Source organism: Paenibacillus sp. FJAT-27812 (assembly GCF_001273905.1).
Taxonomy (GTDB): Bacteria; Bacillota; Bacilli; order Paenibacillales; family Paenibacillaceae; genus Pristimantibacillus.
On sequence record NZ_LIGH01000001.1, the window covers coordinates 4,329,977 to 4,352,371 of the forward strand.

The 22,395-nt window shown below is 52.8% G+C and carries 20 protein-coding genes; 18 read left to right on the forward strand and 2 right to left on the reverse strand.

What is annotated here, in order from left to right; all coding sequences use genetic code 11:
* Window positions 1–262: 262 nt before the first annotated feature.
* The 13 genes from ADU23_RS18200 (at window position 263) to ADU23_RS18260 (ending at window position 16,304) form a co-directional block, all read left to right on the forward strand.
* Window positions 263–2,083: a sensor histidine kinase gene (locus tag ADU23_RS18200; RefSeq protein WP_053375024.1), complete on the forward strand. Its 1,821-nt coding sequence runs from the start codon at window positions 263–265 to the stop codon at window positions 2,081–2,083.
* Entirely contained in the window at window positions 2,080–3,585 is a 1,506-nt protein-coding gene (locus tag ADU23_RS18205) for a response regulator transcription factor (RefSeq protein ID WP_082311137.1), read from the forward strand. Before ADU23_RS18200 ends, ADU23_RS18205 begins: the two co-directional genes overlap by 4 nt.
* A gap of 322 nt (window positions 3,586–3,907) precedes the next feature.
* The gene (locus ADU23_RS18210) at window positions 3,908–5,275 is read left to right on the forward strand and encodes an ABC transporter substrate-binding protein (RefSeq protein ID WP_053375026.1); all 1,368 of its coding nucleotides are present in this window, start codon (window positions 3,908–3,910) and stop codon (window positions 5,273–5,275) included.
* 91 nt (window positions 5,276–5,366) lie between these two features.
* On the forward strand, window positions 5,367–6,233 hold the full coding sequence (locus tag ADU23_RS18215) for a carbohydrate ABC transporter permease (protein ID WP_053375027.1): 867 nt from the start codon (window positions 5,367–5,369) through the stop codon (window positions 6,231–6,233).
* Entirely contained in the window at window positions 6,230–7,135 is a 906-nt protein-coding gene (locus ADU23_RS18220; protein WP_231637475.1) for a carbohydrate ABC transporter permease, read from the forward strand. Before ADU23_RS18215 ends, ADU23_RS18220 begins: the two co-directional genes overlap by 4 nt.
* A 250-nt stretch (window positions 7,136–7,385) precedes the next feature.
* Window positions 7,386–8,492, forward strand: coding sequence for a Gfo/Idh/MocA family protein (locus tag ADU23_RS18225; protein ID WP_053375028.1), 1,107 nt, complete (start codon window positions 7,386–7,388; stop codon window positions 8,490–8,492).
* Window positions 8,493–8,596: 104 nt separating this feature from the next.
* A complete protein-coding gene (locus ADU23_RS18230; protein WP_053375029.1) occupies window positions 8,597–9,400 on the forward strand; it encodes a sugar phosphate isomerase/epimerase family protein in 804 nt (267 codons plus the stop codon).
* A 34-nt stretch (window positions 9,401–9,434) separates the two neighbouring features.
* Window positions 9,435–10,829 carry a sulfatase family protein gene (locus ADU23_RS18235; RefSeq protein ID WP_053375030.1) on the forward strand — a complete coding sequence of 465 codons (1,395 nt, stop codon included), beginning with the start codon at window positions 9,435–9,437 and terminating at the stop codon, window positions 10,827–10,829.
* Entirely contained in the window at window positions 10,826–11,830 is a 1,005-nt protein-coding gene (locus ADU23_RS18240) for a Gfo/Idh/MocA family protein (RefSeq protein ID WP_053375031.1), read from the forward strand. The genes ADU23_RS18235 and ADU23_RS18240 overlap by 4 nt, the downstream gene beginning before the upstream one ends.
* 32 nt (window positions 11,831–11,862) lie before the next feature.
* Window positions 11,863–12,414: an adenylyl-sulfate kinase gene (gene cysC / locus ADU23_RS18245; RefSeq protein WP_053375032.1), complete on the forward strand. Its 552-nt coding sequence runs from the start codon at window positions 11,863–11,865 to the stop codon at window positions 12,412–12,414.
* A gap of 63 nt (window positions 12,415–12,477) precedes the next feature.
* Window positions 12,478–13,914, forward strand: coding sequence for a sulfatase family protein (locus ADU23_RS18250; protein WP_053375033.1), 1,437 nt, complete (start codon window positions 12,478–12,480; stop codon window positions 13,912–13,914).
* A gap of 49 nt (window positions 13,915–13,963) precedes the next feature.
* Window positions 13,964–14,908, forward strand: coding sequence for an AraC family transcriptional regulator (locus tag ADU23_RS18255; protein ID WP_053375034.1), 945 nt, complete (start codon window positions 13,964–13,966; stop codon window positions 14,906–14,908).
* The gene (locus tag ADU23_RS18260) at window positions 14,877–16,304 is read left to right on the forward strand and encodes a sulfatase-like hydrolase/transferase (RefSeq protein WP_053375035.1); all 1,428 of its coding nucleotides are present in this window, start codon (window positions 14,877–14,879) and stop codon (window positions 16,302–16,304) included. The genes ADU23_RS18255 and ADU23_RS18260 overlap by 32 nt, the downstream gene beginning before the upstream one ends.
* 107 nt (window positions 16,305–16,411) lie before the next feature.
* On the opposite strand, the gene ADU23_RS33230 is transcribed toward ADU23_RS18260, so the two are convergent.
* Window positions 16,412–16,570 carry a hypothetical protein gene (locus ADU23_RS33230; RefSeq protein WP_176707769.1) on the reverse strand — a complete coding sequence of 53 codons (159 nt, stop codon included), beginning with the start codon at window positions 16,568–16,570 and terminating at the stop codon, window positions 16,412–16,414.
* Window positions 16,571–16,715: 145 nt separating this feature from the next.
* Here ADU23_RS33230 and ADU23_RS18265 point away from each other — a divergent pair, with 145 nt between their 5' ends.
* Entirely contained in the window at window positions 16,716–17,096 is a 381-nt protein-coding gene (locus ADU23_RS18265; RefSeq protein ID WP_053375036.1) for a hypothetical protein, read from the forward strand.
* Window positions 17,093–18,040: an LLM class flavin-dependent oxidoreductase gene (locus ADU23_RS18270; protein ID WP_053375037.1), complete on the forward strand. Its 948-nt coding sequence runs from the start codon at window positions 17,093–17,095 to the stop codon at window positions 18,038–18,040. Before ADU23_RS18265 ends, ADU23_RS18270 begins: the two co-directional genes overlap by 4 nt.
* An 89-nt stretch (window positions 18,041–18,129) precedes the next feature.
* On the opposite strand, the gene ADU23_RS18275 is transcribed toward ADU23_RS18270, so the two are convergent.
* Window positions 18,130–19,566: a DHA2 family efflux MFS transporter permease subunit gene (locus ADU23_RS18275; protein ID WP_157266151.1), complete on the reverse strand. Its 1,437-nt coding sequence runs from the start codon at window positions 19,564–19,566 to the stop codon at window positions 18,130–18,132.
* A gap of 287 nt (window positions 19,567–19,853) precedes the next feature.
* Here ADU23_RS18275 and ADU23_RS18280 point away from each other — a divergent pair, with 287 nt between their 5' ends.
* From ADU23_RS18280 to ADU23_RS18290, 3 genes are all read left to right on the forward strand, one after another.
* On the forward strand, window positions 19,854–20,441 hold the full coding sequence (locus ADU23_RS18280) for a TetR/AcrR family transcriptional regulator (protein ID WP_053375039.1): 588 nt from the start codon (window positions 19,854–19,856) through the stop codon (window positions 20,439–20,441).
* An 82-nt stretch (window positions 20,442–20,523) separates the two neighbouring features.
* The gene (locus ADU23_RS18285) at window positions 20,524–21,330 is read left to right on the forward strand and encodes a helix-turn-helix transcriptional regulator (protein ID WP_053375040.1); all 807 of its coding nucleotides are present in this window, start codon (window positions 20,524–20,526) and stop codon (window positions 21,328–21,330) included.
* A gap of 80 nt (window positions 21,331–21,410) precedes the next feature.
* Window positions 21,411–22,382, forward strand: coding sequence for a proline dehydrogenase family protein (locus ADU23_RS18290; RefSeq protein ID WP_053375041.1), 972 nt, complete (start codon window positions 21,411–21,413; stop codon window positions 22,380–22,382).
* The last annotated feature ends 13 nt before the right edge of the window (window positions 22,383–22,395 follow it).

Sequence of the window (22,395 nt, forward strand, 5' to 3'; positions counted from 1 at the left end):
CGTAATTTTAGCAGGCAGACTTGCTTGAGCTATGCTATTATTTTATCACCTTGGTAAGTTTTAACCTCGATGGACAGCCCCTGCTTCATCAATTGTTCTGATAGAGAGAAAACGATTATAGGCAACACGTAAGTGCCCAGCAGCCTTTAAACAAAAAGGAGAGGTTCATTTGGTTCGGCTAGGCCTTTAAGGCAGCTGTTAAACGGTTGGCAGACTACGTTTGTGAGGAAAATGACTGGGAACGTTCAGAGGAGAATCCTATATGAAAAATTGGAACGACTACCTGCTGAAGAGTAAGATGTTCATCGTGTTCTCCGCTGTGTCGCTGTTTATCGTCATGCTGACATGCATTATTTTCTATTACAAAAATGTAAGCGATATCAAAAATCAGACCTTGTCGCTTTCCGACACGATTACCCGGCAGTTCAGCCGGACCTTCGAGCTGTATATTCAGGACATCGAGAAGCTCTCCGTCTCCATTATTGGCGACCCGATCATTCAGCAAAGCTTGATCGATCATTACAGAATCCAAGAACCCGTTGCGCAGAACGAGGTTGAACTGACGATCAACAACAGGCTGTTCACCCATCTTCAGCCGCGCCCCCAGCTGCAAAGCATCTATATCTTCACGAAGGACGATATCGCTTATTTCGTATCGAAGGCAGGCGGACCCAAAGTAAGCTTCAAGCTGCGGGACGAGAGCTGGTATTCGAAACGGCTGGAGATGCCCGGAATCAAATTTCTGCTTCGGCCCGTCACCATGGAGAGCACGGGAAGCGATCGTGAAGCCCAAGTTATTTCCTTCGTGCGGAACATTAACCGCATCCCCTATCGGGATGTTCTGGGGTATATGAAAATTAATATCAACGTCGATGTCGTCAAGGACATGCTCGTCAATTCGGACAGCAATGACGTAGAACGGAACATGAGAGCGTTCATCATAACCGATGAAGGCAACGTCATTTATGACGACAGGAACGAGCTGACGGGCAGCGAGAATCCGGGAATCGATCTTTCGATCTTTCAGGGCAGCCGCGAATCTAACGAGGTGGTGTGGAACGGCGTGAGCTATCTCTATACGACGTCAAAATCCTCATACACGAAATGGAATACGCTAATTCTCATTCCGAACGAATTTCTGCTGTCCAAGCAGAAGCGAACCACGTATATTCTCATACTCGTTGGCCTGCTTGCGATGGGGCTGATAGCCATTGTTTCCTATGCGCTCTCCTATCAGATCACGCTTCCTCTACGAAACCTGATGAAGAAGATGGCGCGTGTCGAGCAGGGGGATTTAAGCCAGCGAATGGAGGTGGCCGGCAACAATGAGATCGGCCGTCTAAGCCGCATTTACAACAATATGCTGGACAGTATTACCCGGTTGATCAGCGAAGTGTACGCATCCAAATTGGCGGAGAATAATGCGCAGCTATCGGCGCTGCAGGCGCAAATCAACCCGCATTTTCTGTACAACACGCTTAACATCATGAAGTCAATCAGTCGGGTTCGAGGCATCGAAGAGGTTGCCGAGATGGCAGAATCGCTGGCGGAGCTGTTTAAATACAGCATGAAAAATCTTCAACATCCGATCCCGCTGCGTGACGAGATGGATCATATCTACAATTACATGAATATCCAGCAGCACCGGTTCGGCAGCCGATTCGAGTTCAGTATGGACGTTCCGGAGCCGCTGCAGGAAGCTTCGGTGCTGAAGCTTACCGTGCAGCCGTTGATTGAGAACGCAATCGTTCACGGACTCGGCAAGGTCAAGTCCGGCGGGCGAATCGATATCGCCGTCAGGCGGCTTGGCGGCGATCTGATTATCGAAGTGTCCGACAACGGCTGCGGCATCGAAGAGGAACGCATCCACATGCTGCGCAGGAGGCTTGGGAGCATCCAAGCGGTGGACGTTTACGACGAGGAGGGGCTGGGCATAGGCCTGTCCAATATCGCGCAGCGGATCAAGCTGTTCCACGGTGTCAAATACGGCGTTGAATTAATAAGTGCGCTTGGCCGCGGTACGACCGTGAGGCTGACGTTCCCGTATGAGCTTTTCGTCAAGGTGAGAGGAGAGGGCGAATGATGAATCTATTTCTGGTGGAAGACGAGCGGTGGGCGCTGGAGGAGCTAAAGGCGCTCTTTAAGAGATATGAACCGCAGCACCTGGTGCATGCGTTCGAGAACGGGGAAGATGCGCTCGCGGCCGCGAAATCCGTCGTCCCGCATCTCGTGCTAACCGACATCACCATGCCGGGCATGGACGGTTTGGAGCTGCTAAATAAGATAGGCCGCAGCCATCCGGAAGCCAAGGGCATCATTCTCAGTGTCCATGATGATTTTGCTTATGCGCAGCGTGGGATGCAAACTGGCGTGACGGACTACTTGCTGAAGCCTGTCAGGAAAGAAACGCTGTATCGGGCGGTGGACCGCATGCTTGCCCGCATTGAAGAGGAGTCGCGCAGCCGGAGCGACCGTGCAGAGTGGTCTCTTCTGCAGCGGCTGCTGTCCGCGGACGCACTGGAGCGGGGAGAGAGAGCGGCAGCCGAGCCGCAGCGGATGTTCATGGCGCTGCTGCTTCTAGGGAACTTTGCATCGCCGCTCACCTGGAAGGATGCCGGGCTTGATGCATCGGATATCCTCGCGCATTTCGGGAGCGGCTTGAACGGCGAATCGGAATGTCACTGCGTCACGATCGACTGTCGCCGCAGAGTGCTGCTGCTGCCAGTTGACAATGAGGCAAGTGCGCTGTCGATAAAGACAAAGCTTCAAATTCTCTTCAATCATATGGAAACCCGCGGCATTCTACTCCATGTGAGCTTCGGAATGAAGAAAGAGAGCGAGAGTCTGAACCGCAGCTTCGTCCGCCTTGGCAAGCAGCTCGAAGAGCATTTGCGGATCGGCGTACCGACCTGGGCAGCGCCGGATATGAAGCCGACCGTGCCTGATATCGGCGAAATCTGGGTGAAGGTGCGCGCGCTGCAAGCGCAGATCAAAGCGGGCGATATGGCAAGAGGACGAGACACGGTATCCCGCATCGTTACATGGCTGCAACGCAAAGAGGTTACCCAAAAGCAGCTGACGCAGTTCGCAATCGATCTCTTCTACTCGTTGAAGTTCAATCTGCAATCCGAATCCAAATCCCGGCTGCATGAGGATATGAGCCTGCTGAACGAAGTGATCAACTACGAGCCGATCACGGCATGGCTAACGGCAGCGGTATTCGGGATGGCGGGGGAGCGCGAATCAAAAGAGCAGAAGCCGAAAGAGCTCGTACCGGTGGTAATAAATTGGATCCACGCCAATTATCAAGGCGACTTTTCCCTTCAGCAGTTTGCTTCTGAGCATCATGTCAGTCTTGGACATCTATCCAGATTGTTCAAAAGTCAGACCGGCTACACCTTCTCCGATTATGTGATTGGCTACCGGATCAGCAAAGCGAAGGAACTGCTCGCCGATGGCACGTCGCGTCCGTCGGAGGTCGGCGAGCTCGTCGGTTACGAGGATGCCAAACATTTCTCTCACTTGTTTAAGCGCATAACGGGCGAAACGCCAACTGCCTACGCAAAACGCAAAATGAGCGAATAAGACGAATGCAAGTACACGGTTAAATGGTTAGAGGGTATACGCCTTCGAAAATCGAATGGTTTCCCCACCCGTGCCTTCACTTTATCCCGAAATGGAAAAATCACCCCCTTAAAATAGCAAAAGCGCAGGTATGCATCAAAAGCGGAAACTCGTAGACTGAAACTACGAGGGGACCCGGGCCCTTGAAACGGAAGATCGCACTTGTTGGAAGCGTATTCATTCAATGGATTGAAAATTACGAAATCAGAGCTGCGAAGAGGGCAACGATGGACGGCTGCCGAAGGGAGCATGATCCATGCCCACAAAGGGAGGCTGCGAAACGATGAAACGAACGACTGGCAGAACACTCGCATTCGTGACAAGCATGATTATGACCGTGGTGCTGCTCGCCGGCTGCGGCGGCAATAATGCGCCTGCGACGAACAAAAACAACGGCGGCGCTAGCGGTGAAACAAACGCGAAAACCGACGCCACAAATGCACCAGCAGAGAAAACGACGTTGACGCTGATGGTCGGCAATTCAGGCACAACGCTCGAAGCGCTTAAAGCCGTTGCCGCGGAAGCAGAGAAAAAGCTGAATATCACCATTGAGTACGACATTAAGCCGGATGGCACGGAGGGCGACAACCTCGTCAAGACGCGGCTAGCAACGGGTGATATGTCCGATCTGCTCGTTTATAACACAGGCTCGCTGCTGAAAGCAGTCAATCCGGTGGAAAATTTCCTCGACGTGACGAATGAGACGTTCATGGCGGACGTGCTTGATTCCTTCAAAACCGTCGTTACAGTCGATGGCAAGGTGTTTGGCGCGCCTGTCGGTTCGAGCTCCGCTGGTGCGATTTTGTACAACAAGAAGGTGTACGGCGAGCTTGGGTTGACCGTTCCGCAAACGTGGGACGAATTCATGGCCAACAATGAGAAGATCAAAGCCGCGGGCAAGACAGCGGTTATCGCGTCCTACAAAGATACCTGGACTTCCCAGCTGTTTGTCCTCGGCGATTACTACAACGTACAGGCGCAGGTTCCGAATTTTGCGGACGATTACACGAATAACAAAGCGAAATACGCGACGATACCACAGGCGCTGCGCAGCTTCGAGAAGACGGAGGAACCGTTCAAAGCCGGCTACATGAATAAAGACTTCTTGGCCACGACGTATGATGTTGCTTTGAAAATGCTTGCCGAGGGCACAGGGGTGCACTATCCGATGCTGACAAGCGCTCTTGATTCCATCTTGCAAAATAGCCCGGACAAGATCAACGACATCGGCGTTTTCCCGATTCCGAGCGACAGCGCAGACGTCAACGGGCTGACGGTATGGATGCCGAGCGGCCTGTATATCAACAAGAACAGCAAGAAAGTTGAAGCCGCCAAAAAGTTCACGGAATACTTCGTATCTAAGGAAGGCCAAGCGATATTTGCCTCCAAAGTCAAGGCGGCCGGTCCCAATGTCATCAAAGGAATCGAGCTCCCTGACGATGCATATGAAGGTGTCAAAGAAATGCAGAAATACTTTGACGAAGGCAAGACGGCACCAGCACTTGAGTTCGTATCGCCTGTCAAAGGCCCGAACCTCGAGAATCTCACCGTCGCTGTCGGCAGCGGCATCACTTCCGCTCAGAAGGGCGCCGAGGACTACGACAAAGACATTTTGAAACAGGCGCAGCAGTTGAATCTGCCGGGCTGGTAGACCGCCCGCCGCAAGCAGAAATTCAAGGTGGAGACGTGGCTCCGCGCATGACGGTGCGGGGTCCGTTTTCTCCGGAAAGAAGGAGAGAGCCATGACCAAGCTGACGATTCGGACCTACTCGTATATGTTTCTTGTGCCCGCATTTCTGATCTACTTCGTCTTTTATTTGCTGCCAACCGTGTTATCGCTGTTCTTTAGTATGACTCGGTGGACCCTTACCGATTGGGATTTCATCGGCTTTGACAACTATGTCACTTTTTTCTCGGAGACGGCGCTTAGCATTGGCTTCCGAAACACGTTAATTTACGCGGTTGTAACCTGTGGGCTCAAGGTTATTCTTGGCCTGTTGCTCGGCGCTTTCCTCACCTCTACCGCACTGTTCAAAAACTATTTGCGCTCCGTTATTTTCTTCCCGACTCTGCTCAGTACGATTGCGGTCGGGATCGCGTTCTCCATTATGATGCATCCTTCGTCAGGACTGATCAATACAAGTCTGGCCGCGCTTGGCATTAACGGACCAGATTGGCTCGGCAATACAAAGATCGCACTGCTGTCAGTTGCCCTAGTAGACGTATGGAAAGGCATCGGCGTCGCTACCGTCATTTATATCGCCGGCATTTCGGGCATTCCGGGCGAGTATTACGAAGCGCTCAAAATCGACGGCGGGAGCAGCATGAACGCTTTCCGGTACATCACGGTTCCATTAAGCAGACCGGCGATGAATTCGGTCATCATACTGGCATTTATCGGAGGGCTTCGTTCCTTCGACCTGATCTGGGCCATGACTAAGGGGGGACCGGGTTTCACGACCGACTTGATCGCCTCGATCATATACAAGCAGTATCAGGCGGGCTTCTACGGTCTGGCGACTGCGGGCAACGTCATCCTGTTCATCGGCGTGTCACTGCTGGCGTTTCCCTTGTATAAGTACCTGACGAAAAGCGAGGTGCACTTATGAGCAGGGAAATGAGCAGGATTATGGATAAAGGCGTCGGCAAAGCGCTGAGCCGCAGCGAAAGCTCGGGGGTTAGCACCAAAGCGAAGAGGGTCATCGCAGCGGTGTTCGCGCTGGTGCTCAGCACCGCCATTTTTTGGATTCCGTTCTATTTCGTCATCATCAACTCCTTTAAGAATCAGGCCGAATCCGCGCTCATGAATATGGCTTGGCCGAAATCATTTCATATTTTGGAAAATTACAGGGATGTGTTAACTGCGTCCGATCATATGCTTGTCCGCGCCTTCTACAACAGCATGCTGCTGACGGTTCTGTCCGTTGGCGTACTGATTGTCGTCAGCGCAATGGCCGGCTTTGTATTGCATCGCCGCGAAGGGGGGCGGTTCTCTTCCTTCTTAAACTTTCTTGTTTTGGCCGGTTTGATGATTCCGCCCGCTATCGTGCCTACGATCTGGGTGCTCGACTCGATTGGCTTGTTCAAGACGCTAGCCGGCATTACCTTCGTGGAGGTTGCGCTTCATTTTCCGTTTGCGGCCATCTTGTACAAAGCGTTTGTGGCAACGCTGCCGCGCGAAATCGATGAGAGCGCATTGATCGACGGTGCGGGCGGGGGGCGGCTGTTCTTCAGTATCATATTTCCTCTGCTAAAGCCCGTTACTTCAACCATCATTGTGCTTGAATCGATAAACGTATTCAACGACTTTGTTAATCCGCTTTACTTCTTCCCAGGCTCGTCCAACGCGACGGTGCAGCTGACGCTGTACAACTTCATGAGCCGATTCACGACCTCGTGGAATCTGTTGTTCGCCGATATCGTTCTGATCTCTATTCCAATGCTCATTTTGTTCATTTTCTTCAACAAGCAAATTGTAGCCGGCATGACGGCAGGCGCCGTTAAGGGATAATCGAGCGAATACTTTGGCCGGCCAAAGGATGTCGCCTGCCGGTCGGATCAACGGTACCGAGCCGAGCCAATCCTTTTATGAAAACAGTCCCGATCGGAAAGGTTTTTGTCCCGAACCGCCATGATTCGGACAGTAAGAGGCAGTATGATGGGAATATAAAGCGTTTACAACTATGACGGCTGGACGATACGGCTATTGAACCTAACTAGGAGCATGATTATCCCATTCAGAGGACGAAAGGACGTTGAACATGGCGGTCAAAATCGGAATCGTAGGCATGAACGGTATAGGCAACAACCATGCGAACTGCTACAAGGAGGATGAATTGGCTGATGTCGTTGCGGTATGCGACGTCATCAAGGAACGCGCCGACGCGGCTGCGGAGAAGCACGGCGTAAAGGCGTATTATACGCTCAAGGACATGATCGAGAACGAGCCCGACCTGCAGGTCGTCGATGTGACGACAGGCGGCATCGACAACGGCAGCTGGCATTTTGAACCGGCGATGGAAGCGATGTCCTACGGAAAGCACGTGCTGGTGGAGAAGCCGCTGTGCAACGATGTGCGCGAAGGCCGCCAGATGGTGGCTTATGCCGAGAAGCAGAATGTATATCTGGGCTGCAACCTGAACCATTACTTTACGCCGCCGGCTGAGAAGGCGAAGCAGTATATGGACAGCGGCGAGGTGGGCGAGCTGATTTACTGCATGGCCAAAATGGGCTTCAACGGCGGCGAGCGCAACTACTCCCTTGCCGGCTCGGACAAAATCAAAGGCCATCCCTACTTTCACATGCGGGCGTTTCTAACCCACCCATTCAGTGTCATGCGCCATTTCTGCGGGGATATCACGCATATCCAGACGTTCTCCGACCGTCCTGGCTTCCGGCGAAGCGCAGGCGACGTTATGGTGTCGATCAACAGCATCCATATGAAGTTCGCAAACGGCGGCGTCGGCTATCTCTTGAGTCAGCGCGGCGATGCGGTCTACGGCTTAGGTGGCTGGTGGAGCCTAGAGGTCGCGGGCTCGAAGGGGACATTCACAATTGAGAACTGCGTCGAGAAAGTGTCGTTCTGGAAAGCGGACAAAGGCATTCCGGCTATCAGCGTCCAGACTGAGCCTGAGGTGACGGATTTTGGCACGAATGATTTCAACCGGACGTTCAACAATCGGCTTCATGCCTTTCTGGAGGATGTTGACGGCAAGGTGTCACCGGATGCGCTGCGCGCGAGCGGACGCGATGCGCTTGCCGTGCTGGAATATGTGCATGCGGTGCAGGAGTCGTATGAACGGGGCGGCGAGGTCGTTCGGCCGCAGCCGCTGCCGCCGCTGCACGGCGATCCGTTTTATTTGAAATAATGGCTGTGAAATGACGTGATGCGCTATCCCTGCTTCCGATTCTTAGCAGGGATGCTAGGCACTTATACATGCTTTACTAATCAATCTTTCAGGAGGACTCTTATATGATTAAATTGGGTGTCAATTCCGTGCTGTTCAAAGAGTTCGATTTTGCCGTAGCGGCGAAGCATATTGCGGCTTGCGGCTACGACGGCGTAGAGATCGCCGCGATTCAGGGCATGTGCGAGCATCTGGATCTCAGCCGCTGGAAGCAGCAGAAGAGCGAGCTGCAAGCGATCGTGCAGGAGAACGGGCTGACGTTTCTCTCGACCGAGGTTGCGTCGCTCAAAGAGGAACGGCTGCTGCCGGCGTTTGAAGCTGCCGCAGAAATTGGGATTCCAATCGTCAACGTTGGTCCTGGCGGGAAGCTGGGTGTCGAAGAAGACCTGCAGTCATCGATTGAGATGCTTGCGCGGATGGCGGAGAGGGCTGCTTCGTACGGCATCACGCTCTGCGTGAAGGCGCATGTCGGCAACGCCATCCACAATACGCCGACCACGCTGCGGGCGATGGACGCGATCGCATCTCCGGCGTTCGGCATCGACATGGACCCCAGCCATATCCACCGTGCCGGCGAAAACGCGGAGAAGGCGCTGCCCGCCGTACTTAGCCGCGTGAAGCATGTCCATATCCGAGACTGCAAGGGACGCGAGCAGGGACCAGGACCGATCGCCCTGCAGGCGTGCGGACGCGGAGACATCGATCTGTACGGCTACTGCAAAGCGATGGCGGACGGAGGTTACGAAGGACCGGTCGTCGTTGAAGTCATCGGCGCCGCACCGGAGCATACGCTTGCGCAAGTATCCATCGTGGCCGCCGAATCGTATGGCTACCTAAATGCCGTCCTTAAGCAGCTGAACGCGCGATAAAAGCATTATTTTCATCCAAAAGGAGGATTTCAATATGGCGAGTAAGAAACCGAATATTCTACTGTTTGGCATAGATAGCCTTCGTCGGGACCATATGAGCGCATACGGCTATTCAAGGCTGACTACCCCGCATCTTGATAAAATTGCAGCTCAGGGCGTTCTGTATGAGAAGCATTTCAGCCCGGGCATCCCGACAACGCCGGCTTACGCATCGATGCTGACAGGGATGGACGTGTTCGGCACCGACGTTGTGGCGCTGCGCCATGAAGGACCGCTTGGCGGTCACGTCAGGACACTGCCGGAGGTGCTCGCTGAGAACGGCTACAATACATCGTGCGTCGGCTTTACGGGCAATCCGTCATCGCGCGGTTTCCAAACGTATCTCGATTATGAATCTTGGGTCCCCGACGAGTCGGGACGCACGCCTAAGGCGCAAAATCTGAACGATGTCGCTATTCCGGAGATGGAACGGCTGGCCGCGGAGGATAAGCCGTTCCTGCTGTTCATGCGGCATATGGATCCGCATTCGCCGTATTTGCCGCCTGTGCCGTTCGAGCGGATGTTCTACGGCAAGGACGAGAAGGACCCGGCCAACGATTCAATGGAGCCGGTTTACGGTTTCAAGCCTTTCGCCGACTTTCTGAAGTCATGGATTCCGGAAGGCGTTACCGATGAAGCATATGTCACTGCGCAGTATGATGGCGCGATCGCTTACATGGACGCTTGCATCCAAAGCATTTTCGAGAAGCTGGCGGCACTAGGCTTGGAGGAAGAGACGATTGTCGTTATCACGTCGGATCACGGCGAAACGCTATACGAGCACGACTGTTATTTTGATCATCACGGCTTGTATGACTGTACGCTTGTCGTGCCGCTGGTCATCAAGTTCCCCGGACGCTTGCCTGCGGGAACACGGACTCAGGATGTGTCGGTCATCTCGGATATTATGCCGACGCTGCTGGACTTGATTGGCATCGACAGCGGCATTTCCTTCGACGGCCGCAGCTTGACAAATCAGGTTGCTGGCGAGGAAACGGTCCGGATGAGCGAGCTGTACCTGACGGAATGCACGTGGATGCGCAAGCACGGCTGGCGGACAGCGGAATGGAAGCTGATCCGTTCTCTTGAGCCGGATTTCCACTTCAAGCCGGAGGTAGAGCTCTACAATCTGGTCCGTGATCCGGAGGAGAACAACAATGTGGCGGAGCAGGAACCAGAGGTCGTCGCCCTGCTGACGGAGCGGATGGAGGCCCATATCGCGAGACGCGAAGAGCAGACGGGCCGCATGAATCCGATCTATACGAATCTGAACTGGCACGGCAAAGGCGTGACGTTCACCTCTTCCGAGCAGGCATACGAATCGCTGCATATCGGCAATATTATCGGCGCACGCTCCCTCCAAGCCAAGGAGGAGGCGGCATCCAAATGATTCGGGTTGCGGTCGTCGGCGTCAATCATATCGGAAAAATCCACTGCCGCGCCTACAGGCAGCATCCGGACACGGAGCTTGCCGCTGTTTGCGATCTAATGCCGGAGCGCGCGGCGGCGGCGGGACTTGAACATGGCGTTCCCGCTTATACCGACCTAAGAGAGCTGCTAGCTAAAGAGCAGATCGACGTAGTGGCGGTTGCAACGGCTGGGATGGAGAAGGGCAGCCATCATTTCGAGCCAGCGATGATTGCAATCGATGCAGGCAAGGACGTCCTTGTGGAGAAGCCGATCTCCAACCGGATCGAGGAAGCAAGGACGCTTGTCGCTGCCGCCAGGGATAGGGGCGTCCGGCTAGCCTGTAATTTAAATCACCGCTTTACGCCTGCTGCGTACAAAGCGAAAGAATTGATGGAGTCTGGGAAGCTAGGCTCCCTGCTTTTTCTCAATATGCGGCTAACCATTCAAAATCAGCAGGAGGATACGGAGTGGCTGCATATGCGTGCTCTGCATCCCCACTCCATCGATGTCATGCGGTATTTTGGCGGTGACGTAAAGCGGGTGCAGGCGTTCATGACCAAGGCGCCGGGGCGCCTAAGCTGGTCGACCGCATCGGTCAATCTGGAGTTTGCATCCGGCGCAGTTGGCCACTTGACCGGCAGCTACGACATGTCGATGCGCCATCCCATCGAATATTGCGAAGTGGCAGGCAACGAAGGCCGATTCGTAATCGACAACGTTTACGAGAGCTTGACGTATTATCCGCATCAATCCGACGAGCTGACCGTCGTCCGCAATTCGCTGTTTGGCGGGATGCAGGGCTTCAATGATACGTTTACGCATCGGATCAATCGATTCATCGGGCAGATCAAGGCCGGCGATGCGCCGGAAGTGATTGAGGCATCCGGCGCGGATGCGCTTGCCGCACAGGAAGTGATTGAAGCCGCCATTCGTTCGCATCAGTCCGGCGGCATGCCCATTGACGTGCCCGCGAACGAATAATCGAAAGGAATTGGCGAGAGGAGACGATCTGCATGGACAGACAACACGGTTCGGTATTATGGTTCATGGGATTGTCGGGAGCGGGAAAAACGACGACCGCCCGGCATATAGCGGCGCAGCTGCTGCAGCAAGGACGGCATGTGGAGCTGCTTGACGGCGACGAGCTTAGGGAGACGGTTTGCAAAGGCCTTGGCTTCTCCCGCGAGGACCGGATTGAAAATATCAAACGGATTGTCTATGTGGCTAAGCTACTCTCACGCAACGGCGTGGATGTGCTCGTCTCCGCCATTACACCCTACCAGGAGATGCGGGACTACGCTAGATCGCAGCTGCCCGGATTTGTGGAAATTTACGTCCAGTGCCCGATCGGCGAGTGCGAGCGCCGTGACGTAAAGGGCTTGTATGCCAAGGCGAGAAACGGCGGCTTGCGCCATTTTACAGGCGTTTCCGATCCGTTCGAGGTGCCGCAATCCCCCGACATCGTAATCGACACGGCCGCCACCACGCTGCAGGATAACGGTGATGCCGTGATTGGCTGGCTGCATGCCAATTTGCGGTTCATGCAAGCTGCGAAGAGAGCATAATCCGAGAGGCGATCAATCACCGGATTACCGGATCACCGGACATACCGAAGGAGAAGGCATACCATGAAAATCATCCTAATATCGCTGGATACGCTTCGCGCCTCAAGGTTGAGCGGGTACGGCTACCCGAAGCCGACGAGCCCCTATTTGGACCGGATCGCCGAGCAAGGCGTGCTGTTCGAGCGCGCTTATGCCGCCGACATTCCGACGGAAGTAGCGCATACCGGCATTTTTACAGGCAAAGTCGGGCTTACGACAGGGATTGTCTCTCACGGCTCGGAGCTGACACATCTTCCTAAATCGACCCCGTGGCTGCCGAGCCTGCTGCGCGGCGCCGGCTTCACGACGTCTGCGGTGGACAATTTGTACCAGCTTAAGGAATGGTTTGCGCGCGGCTACCGCTACTATACGAATAGTGTTGGCGGCAATCGCTGGATCGACGGCCGGACCGTCAATGATCTGGCCATGCCATGGCTGACGGAGCATAAGGACGAATCGTTCTTCTTGTTCCTTCATTATTGGGACGCCCATACGCCTTATTTGCCGCCGGATTCGTATGTTCCAGACTTTTATGAAGCAGGGCGGGATCCGTATGATCCGGGCAACCGAAGCATGGATGCGGCTTACAACCATCCCGCCTATCCTTTCTTTAAGCACCATCATTACGATCTTGTTGGTCCGGTGACGGACAGTGCCTACTATGACGCGTTATACGACGCAGAAATCCGATATCTTGATGATCGTTTGAAGGAACTTGACACTCATCTGGAGAAGTTGGGTATCAAAGAGGATACGCTGCTGATTTTGTTCGGCGATCATGGCGAGAGTCTGACAGAGCATGACATCTACTGGGATCATTGCGGCTTGTACGAGCCAACCGTCCATGTGCCGCTTATCATGCGGTGGCCGGGTCGCATACCAGAGGGACGCAGGGTACAAGGTCTCGTGCAGCAGGTGGACATTATGCCGACCGTGCTGGAAGCGATACGCAGCGAAAAGCCTGACGGCGTCGACCTATTGAAGGTTGAGGACCCGCCTGCAATGGACGGCCGAAGCTTATGGCCTTCTATCCGCAGCGAGACGGACGGTACGCATGAAGTCGTCTACCTGAGTGAATGCGCCTGGCAGGCAGCCCGCGGCGTGCGGACGAACCGCTACAAATTTATCCGCACGTACGACGCGGGGCCTTTTACTAGACCGCCAAGAGAGCTGTACGATCTGGATGCCGATCCAGAAGAGACGGTGAATCTCGCGGAGCGGGAGCCGGAGCTTGCCGACCAGATGGAGAGGCAGCTGGAGAGCTGGGTGGAGGCGAAGCTGAACGGCCGCGAGGATCCGAAGGACCGGCAGCTTCGCGAGGCGGGACTGCCGTTTCGCAGGCGCATTGAGCAAATACTGGCGGCATCGGGGATGACGTGGGACGAATGGTTTCAGAATCCGAGCCGTGAGCGATTCGATCAGGCGACAGATGGGCGGCTTGAACCGATCAGCGGATCTTGAGCGGTTCATGAGCGATTCTTGATCGGATATAGACGCGAGGGGATGAAAGATGGAACGAATACTGGGAAGCAATACTTACATGAAGGATGAATTTCCGTTCTGGATCAATCGGACGGTACAATCTTCTGTTGCCGAGCATGGTCATGAGTTCATCGAGCTTGTCTACGTGGTGCAAGGAGAGGGCGTCCATATTTTCCAAGGCAACCATTACAATATTCATGCGGGAGACGTGTTTATTATTAATCCCGGCGAGACACATGCTTACTTTGTGGAGTCTGGCGGGAATATGGAAATCGTCAATTGCTTGTTCATGCCGTCCTTTATTCCCGATGCGCTGCTTCAGGAGCTGGAAATAACGGCATCGATGGACTACTTCTACGTGCATCCCTTCCTAAAGCAGGATGTCCGCTTCAACCATTACTTGAATCTGAACGGCCAAGAGGCGGCGTCCGTGCTAGCGCTGCTGGAGAGCATGATCCGCGAATTCAGCAGCCGCGATTCCGGCCACAAGACGCTGATCCGCCTGCAGATGGTGGAGCTGCTCGTGCTGCTTTCCCGCTATTACGCCAATATGCAAAGCCATCGAATCCATAGATCCCCGCGTCAATCGGAACGAGTGATGATGGCCAGACGGATTTCCGGCTATCTCGAACGCCATTTTGACAAAAAAATTACGCTACAGGCGCTGTCCGGCCTGTTCAATGTCAGCACCCGGCAGTTGAACCGGCTGGTGCGCGAGGAGTTCGGCAAGAGCGTATTCGATCTGCTGCACGTCATTCGCATCGAGAGGGCAAAGCGGATGCTGCTCGAATCCGACCAGAAGGTCATTTACATTGCGACCATGGTCGGCTACGACGATCCATCGTTCTTCAGCAGGCTGTTCGTCCGCTATGCAGGCTGTTCGCCGCGCGAATACCGAACCGGCTCATGCGATCAGCGGGATGGAAAGGAGCGGATGGCGCATGCCGGACTCGATGAAAGAGCGGAGGCCTAACGTACTGCTGATCACGGCCGACCAATTGCGGGAGGATTGCGTTGGCTATAGCGGCAAATACCCGGTTCGTACACCGCACCTTGACCGCCTGTCCGAGCAAGGCGTTTCCTTCTCCCACGCCTACTCCGTGCTGCCGGTATGTTCGCCGGCTAGGCAGTCCTTGCTGCGTGGGAGGAGGCCGGAGACATTCGGCGCCCTATGGAATTACAGCGGTGCCCTGCCCGTGATGGCACTGCCGCCTGAATCCTACACGTGGCCAAGAGCGCTTGCGGAAAGTGGCTATGCGACGGCATATTTAGGCAAATGGGGAGTCAATCCAGTGCACGGCCCTCCGGCTTATGGTTACGAGTCGTACGTCAGCGAAGCAGAATATCAAGGCTTCGTCTCGCAGAAGCACCCGGACGTCCGTTACGAGAACGGCTTCTTCGGCGAAGAGTGCCCGTTGCCGCTGGAGGACGCGGAGACGCATTGGTTCGCCGCGCGAGCGGGCGAGACGCTGGAGCGGCTGCAAGGCGACGGGCGGCCTTGGCATATGGCGCTTCATTTCAGCGAGCCGCACTTGCCCTGCCGACCTTCGGCTCCCTTCGCTGGGATGTACGAGGCGGCGGACATCCCGGAATGGGCAGGCTTCCGCGAGACCTTTGCCGGCAAGCCGTACATGCAGCGCCAGCAGCTGCAGAGCTGGGGCGTCGCCGGTTACGGCTGGCAGGAATGGGCGCCGCTCGTAGCCCGTTATTACGCCGTCATCAGCCAACTCGACGATGCAATCGGGCGTGTGCTGGGTACGCTGGAGCGTCTAGGGATGGCGGATGACACCATAGTGATCTTTACCGCAGACCACGGCGACATGTGCGGTTCCCACGGCATGATGGATAAGCACTACATCATGTACGACGATGTTGTACGGGTGCCGCTCATCGTTCGGATGCCGGGCGGCGGGGAGGCGGAACGAGGCTGGCGATGCGAGCGGTTCGTCTACAATTTTCTGGATTTGCCGCCTACGATACTGGAGCTTCTCGATTTGCAACAGCGTGATCCTGGAGATTTGCAGGGCCGCTCACTTGGACCTCTGCTCGCTGGGGAGGAACCGCTCGATTGGCGGGACGCCGTCGTGTCGACCTATAACGGACAGCAGTTCGGGCTGTACACATCTCGGATGATCCGCATTGCGAACTGGAAATACATCTGGAATTTAACGGACGTCGACGAGCTGTATGACATGACCGGCGACCCCGGCGAACTGAAGAACTTAAGCGGGCAGGCTGATCAAGCAGAGCTGCTCGCCGCGCTAAGGAGGCGGCTGTACGAGCAGCTGACTTTGGACGGCGATGCGATCGTGGCCAACGAATGGACACGCCGTCAGCTGCTGCAAGGCGCGAAGCTGGGCGGTACATGAACAAAACTAACGCAGCCAATGTGGCTGCGTTTTTTCTCATGAAATTCGAAGTATTGCCCAGAGTGGAAGTCCATGGAACCGTATTAATGGAGCGAGGAAATTCACCCTTATTTTTTTATCAGACTCAAGAGAAGCGCTTGCTCCTCCGTTAAAATAAATTGCTCCTGAGGCCAAAATTCCTCATCCTCGTCCCTGCCGAAGAGACGAAGGAGCTCCTTCCATACCCCTTTATCCATTGCTTCCGAAGCGGAAATCATGATCTTCAATGCGAGCACCTCCTTCCATTTCCTTATGTTCAATTACACTTTTATATGTGAAAATAAACATAGCCTTATGCAAGATTCACCCCTCAAAGCAATTGAGCTTTGGTTGATTATCATTGTTTTGTTACTTTGGGAGATGATAGGAGATATGACGGAGAGAAAGGAAAATCAACCAATGGATATTGAATTATTCTCGGATCTCATCAAAGATGAGCGTGGCAATTATTATGTTGCCGTATATAAAGAACAAATGGAATTAACGTTGGTTAACGCGCTGGTTGAGCGGTCTTATGTTGATATTTTGGCCTTTAATGAGGAGTTTAAACAAAAATTCGCCGAATACGAGAACCATTATATCGGTAAAATCGTGACGGATCAGCTCCGGCATGATATTGTTTTCGCTTCAAAAGCGGATGGGCATGGCCGCATGCATGATTTGGCGGAGGTTATGCTTCGTTACAAGGTAAGCTTTATTGATGTAATCGAGTTTTACCGAAACCCGCGAATGGGACGCGGAGAGCGGTTATGATGTCTTTAACGTTTAGCGCTCTCGATCTGGTACCTGTGATCGGAGGCGTGGATGACACCATCGCTTTGAACGAAGCGGTGAAGCTTGCCCAAGCAGCCGAACGGCTGGGCTATAGCCGTTACTGGGTTGCAGAGCACCATAATATGCCGGGTTTGGCCTGTACTTCCCCTGAGGTGCTGCTCGCACATATCGGAGCAAAAACAGAACGGATTCGCATCGGTTCAGGAGCCTTGCTGCTGCCCCATTATAAGCCGCTTAAGGTGGCCGAATCGTTTAACCTGCTTGCCAGCTTGTACCCCGGCCGGATTGATTTGGGCATGGGCCGGGCACCAGGCGGATCAGCGCAGGCAAGCATGGCGCTCAGCGGGAATTTTCTTGAGAATGTCAGGCAGCTCCCTGACTCCCTTAAAGGAATAACCGAGCTGATGGAGGGGAGTTTCGAATATGAAGGAGAACCGGTCGTCGCCCGTCCATCACCTTCGATACATCCGGAGCTATGGCTACTTGGAACTAACAGCAAAAGCGCCGCTTATGCAGCAGAATTCGGAATGGGATATGTATTCGGCCAGTTTATGAGCGATTCGGATGGCGTGGAGATTGTACACAGCTATCGAAAAGCCTTTATCCCTTCGCGCCGTTGCCCTCAACCCAAAGTAATCGTGACTGTGGGGACAGTCTGTGCCGAAACGGCGGAGGAAGCAGCCCAGCTTGCCGCATCCGGCACCGCGCTGTTTCAAAGCGATGGGGCAACCGAAGAGAAGTTAATTTCTACGCATCGCAAGCTGTTCGTTGGAGAGGCAAACGATGTAGCGGCAAGCCTGGAGCAGCTTGCGCTGCAGTATGGCATTGATGAAATAATGATCGTTACGATGATCCCCGATTATAAAAAACGGCTTCGTTCTTTCGAGTTGTTAGCACATGCGTTGCAAAGCAGGTCCTTCTGATACATAAAAAAGACTACTCTCCTTTTCAAGCTAGGGAGAGTAGTCTTTTTTTTCGGCTGAGATAGGCAATCAGCAGATTGCCTTATTCATCATGCTTCTTTGGCGATTGCCACTTCCAGCTTCGCTTTGGAATCTTCCGCGGAAGCTTGATCCGTACGTTTGATAAAGAACGATAGCAGCAAACCGATTACGCCAATCGCAACGATAACGAGATAAGCGTCATTTATACCTTGAATGGAGGCTTCCATAATCATTTGCTTTTGGTTTGCAGCCTCTGTTCCGCTTGAAACCATTAGATCCTGAAGATGCGTTTTCGTACGGCTCGTCATCACGGTAACGAGCAGCGATGTGCCTACTGCGCCGGCAACTTGTTTAATCGTATTGGAGATAGCCGTACCATGCGCATTAAGCTTGGCTGGTAATTGATTTAAGCCTGCCGTAGTGATTGGCATCAGAAGCATAGCCATACCGAAGCGGCGGCCTGTGGACATGAGAACCAGATAAGTATAGCTGGTTGAGTCCGTCAAATTAATAAAGCCGAAGGTGGTGGCGATCGTAATAGCCATCCCGATGATGGAAAGCCATTTTGCTCCGAACCGATCGAACAGCCGTCCCGTGATCGGCATTAGAACGCCCATTAGGAGCGAGCCAGGGAACATCAATAAGCCGGATTCCAGGGCTGTAAAGCCTCGAGCGTTTTGCAGATAAAGAGGAAGCAGCATCATATCCGCATACATCACGATGGTAACCGCGATATTGATGACGGTAGTTAAAGAAAACATGCTGTATTTGAAGGCCCGGAGATCAAGCAGCGGATTTTGGGAAACCAACTGCCGCCAAGTGAACAGGATGAGGGAAACAACCCCCGAAATAATAGATACAAGCACCTCAGCGCTCGACCAGCCTAAGCTGCCAGCTCGGCTGAAGCCGTACATCATTGCGCCGAATCCGACGGTGGAGAGGATGACGCTTAGCATGTCAATCTTGGCATGGATGCGCTCCGACACATTTTTCAGATAAATAAACCCGCAGATGATAACGAGAAGAGCTAACGGAATCATGCCGTAAAACATCATTTCCCATGGGTAATTTTCTAGAATATACCCGGCAAGCGTTGGCCCAATTGCTGGTGCGAAAATAATGGCGAACCCGACCATGCCCATCGCGGCGCCTCTCTTATTGGGAGGGAAGAGCGTCAAAATAACATTCATGAGCAGCGGCATAATAATGCCGGCGCCTGCTGCCTGGATCAAACGCCCGGTCAGAAGGATGGGAAAACTTGTTGCGACTGCCGATACGATCGTACCTGCCAGAAAAATAAACATGGAGGTCTGAAAAAGCTCACGCGTCGTAAATCGCTGCATCAAATAGGCGGTGATCGGAATCAAAACACCGTTAACCAACATGTACCCCGTCGTCAGCCACTGGGCCGTTGCGGCCGTAATGTTAAAATCAATCATTAACTCCGGAACTGCAACACTCATGACTGTTTGATTCAGCGTCGCAAGAAAGGCACCCAAAATCATAACGAACAAGATTGGTCCCTTTTTTATCGAACTGCTGTTTATTGCCAAACTTTTACTCAACCTACTCCATCCTTTCAAATCTCTCTTTATAGACTTAATTTACACTGTGTTATATAATCGACAATGTATTAATTAGATTATATGCAGAATTAATGGGTTGACAAGCAACAGAATTGGATAAAGTGTAAAGTAGTTTACAATAAAAAGTTTTACTGTCGATAAACTCGAAGATATGCTACGAAAGCATTGAAATTGTAGCTTGAATAATTTTAATAAAGGAGAAGGATATGGATAATACAACGACACGGACAGATCCTCGCGTACTCCGAACACGTCAATTGCTTAGGGACGCCTTTATCGAGCTGCTTCAGGAAATGGATTTCGAGAAAATTTCGGTTAATCGCCTTGCGGAACGCGCGACCATCAACCGCGTTACTTTTTATCTGCATTATCGGGACATTCCTGATATGCTGGAGAAGATGGCGGAAGATATGATCGATGATATTCATCAGGTTTTGGACAATGCGCCGCCGAATCCGAATCCGGAAGAAGAAGAGTATTGGCCGATGCTGGTGAACTTGCTCGACCACATTGCCAAACACGCCAAGTTTTACAAAGTCATTCTTGCAACGAATCGAACGACGATCTTTTCTGATCGCCTGTTAAAGCTGCTCGCGGAGCTAGTTGCCGATCGAATCGAAAGAATGGAAAGCGAATCCTACATTTCAAAAGCAAATATTCAAAAGGATATTGCGATATGGTACAGCTCTTCAGCTTTAATCGGTACGATTATCGCTTGGCTGCGAAAGGACATCCCGTACACGCCGCTTTTTCTCGCCAAACAATTTTCGCTGATGCGGTTATTGCCGAGGTAAGGTTTGGATAGCAGCCGCTTATGCAGAGTTAATCGGTTAAACATGAACAATAAAGATCATAATCATATAGGGGGCTTAAGGCATGCCGGCTTTGGCTTTTCACCGAGATGATTCGCTGCCTTTCTTGGAAGCAAAGCGATGTATGGCAAGCGATCTTGCCTATCAAAAACATTTTCATGAGGAATATTCAATTGGACTCATTGATCAAGGGGAAACGAACGCATGGTGCGATGGAACGCAGCTCCTTGTTGAAGCGGGGAGGATGATCAGTTTTCCGCCGCTGATGATGCATGCTTGCCAGCCCCTTGCGGGCATGGAATGGCAGTACAAGATGCTCTACATCAAGCCTGAATGGTTTCAAGGGCTTAAGCAGCGGGAGCTCGATCAGCTTTATATCCCTTACTTGCTGGAAGACGGTAAAAATAAAGCCTGCCGTTTGCAAATCAACCGTACGATGGAGGCGCTTACCGGAAAAGGCACTCCGCTTGCGATCGAATCTGCTCTAATCGAGCTGGTGCAAGCGCTTGTTAGCCAGAATGACTCCGATCTAGAGCACGAACCTCAGGGCAAGCACGATCAAAAGTACGCTAACCTCATTAAAGAATACCTTCATGCGCATTTTGCCGAAAAAGTCACGTTGGAGAACCTGGAGGCCGAAGCAGGCATCAGCAGATTTCATCTCGTTCGTCTATTTAAGAAATGGAGCCATCTGCCCCCGCACGCGTACCAAATCTTGCTCCGAATCAATCATGCGAAGACGGAACTAGCGAAGCGGCGGCCGATTGCCGACGTTGCGGCAGAAGCGGGTTTTTACGACCAGAGTCACTTCGCGAGAGCTTTTGTCAAAATCGTCGGGGCAACACCACAAAAATATGCGTTATCGATTTAATGATAGAGCAATTTTATACAATACCGCTTCCTTTCTAACTTGTACACTTGGAGTGACTTGAAAGAAGGGGTGGCAGAACTATGAACCGTGTTTCAGATTTGGAAAATCAATTGACAGCCGCGCTTAAAACTATCGCTCGCCGCTCGGATTTAAAGTCTTATGTGGAGCAGACGCCACAGGTGAATCAACTGCTGCGGCGCGCGGCTGCAAGGTATGTGACAGGCGAAGCGCGTCAGGATGGACTTGAAGCAGGGCGGAAGCTTTTGAAAAAAGGGTATGCGGTATCACTCGAATATATCGGCGAAAATACGACCGTTGCCGCAGAATGTGAGGCGGCAGTCACAGAGATGCTGGCCCTGATTCATGACATTGGCGAAACCGGGATGCCAGCCCGAGTATCATTCGATCTATCGCATATCGGGCTTTTGCTGGACACCGAGCTTGCTTTTGCGAATCTGGAGAGGCTGGCTGAGCGAGCACAAAAAGGAGGCGTAGAATTATTCATTAGTATGGAAGAGTCCTCCAAGACAGAGCGGATTCTTTCTGTTTATGAACGCGCTGCCTCCATTTATCCGAACATCGGCATTACTTTACAGGCGCAGTTGAAACGAACGCCTCAGGATTTGGCTGCCCTGCTTGCCACACCTAGACGTGTCCGTATCGTCAAAGGCGCCTATCAAGAAGCGAATGACAGCTCGATTCCTCGCTCTCCGGCGCTTAATGCACGTTATTTAGAGCTTGTTGAAAGCTCGATCCGCCAAGGACACTCCGTGTCGATCGCTACCCATGACGAACCTATCATTGAAAAGTTGCTCGAACAGGAATGGTTATCGGGCTCAAATATAGAGTTCGAAATGCTGTACGGCATTCGCCCGGATTTGAGCAGCAAGCTGAAAGCAGCGGGGCATCCTGTGCGCATTTACCTGACTTATGGACAAGAATGGTATTTGTACTTGTGCCATCGAATGGCGGAGTACCCGCCGAATCTTTTTCGAGCTGTAGTAGATACGGTGAGCGATGAGGGAATCGAGCCTGTGCAATCGTATAACTGAAACGGCATACTCA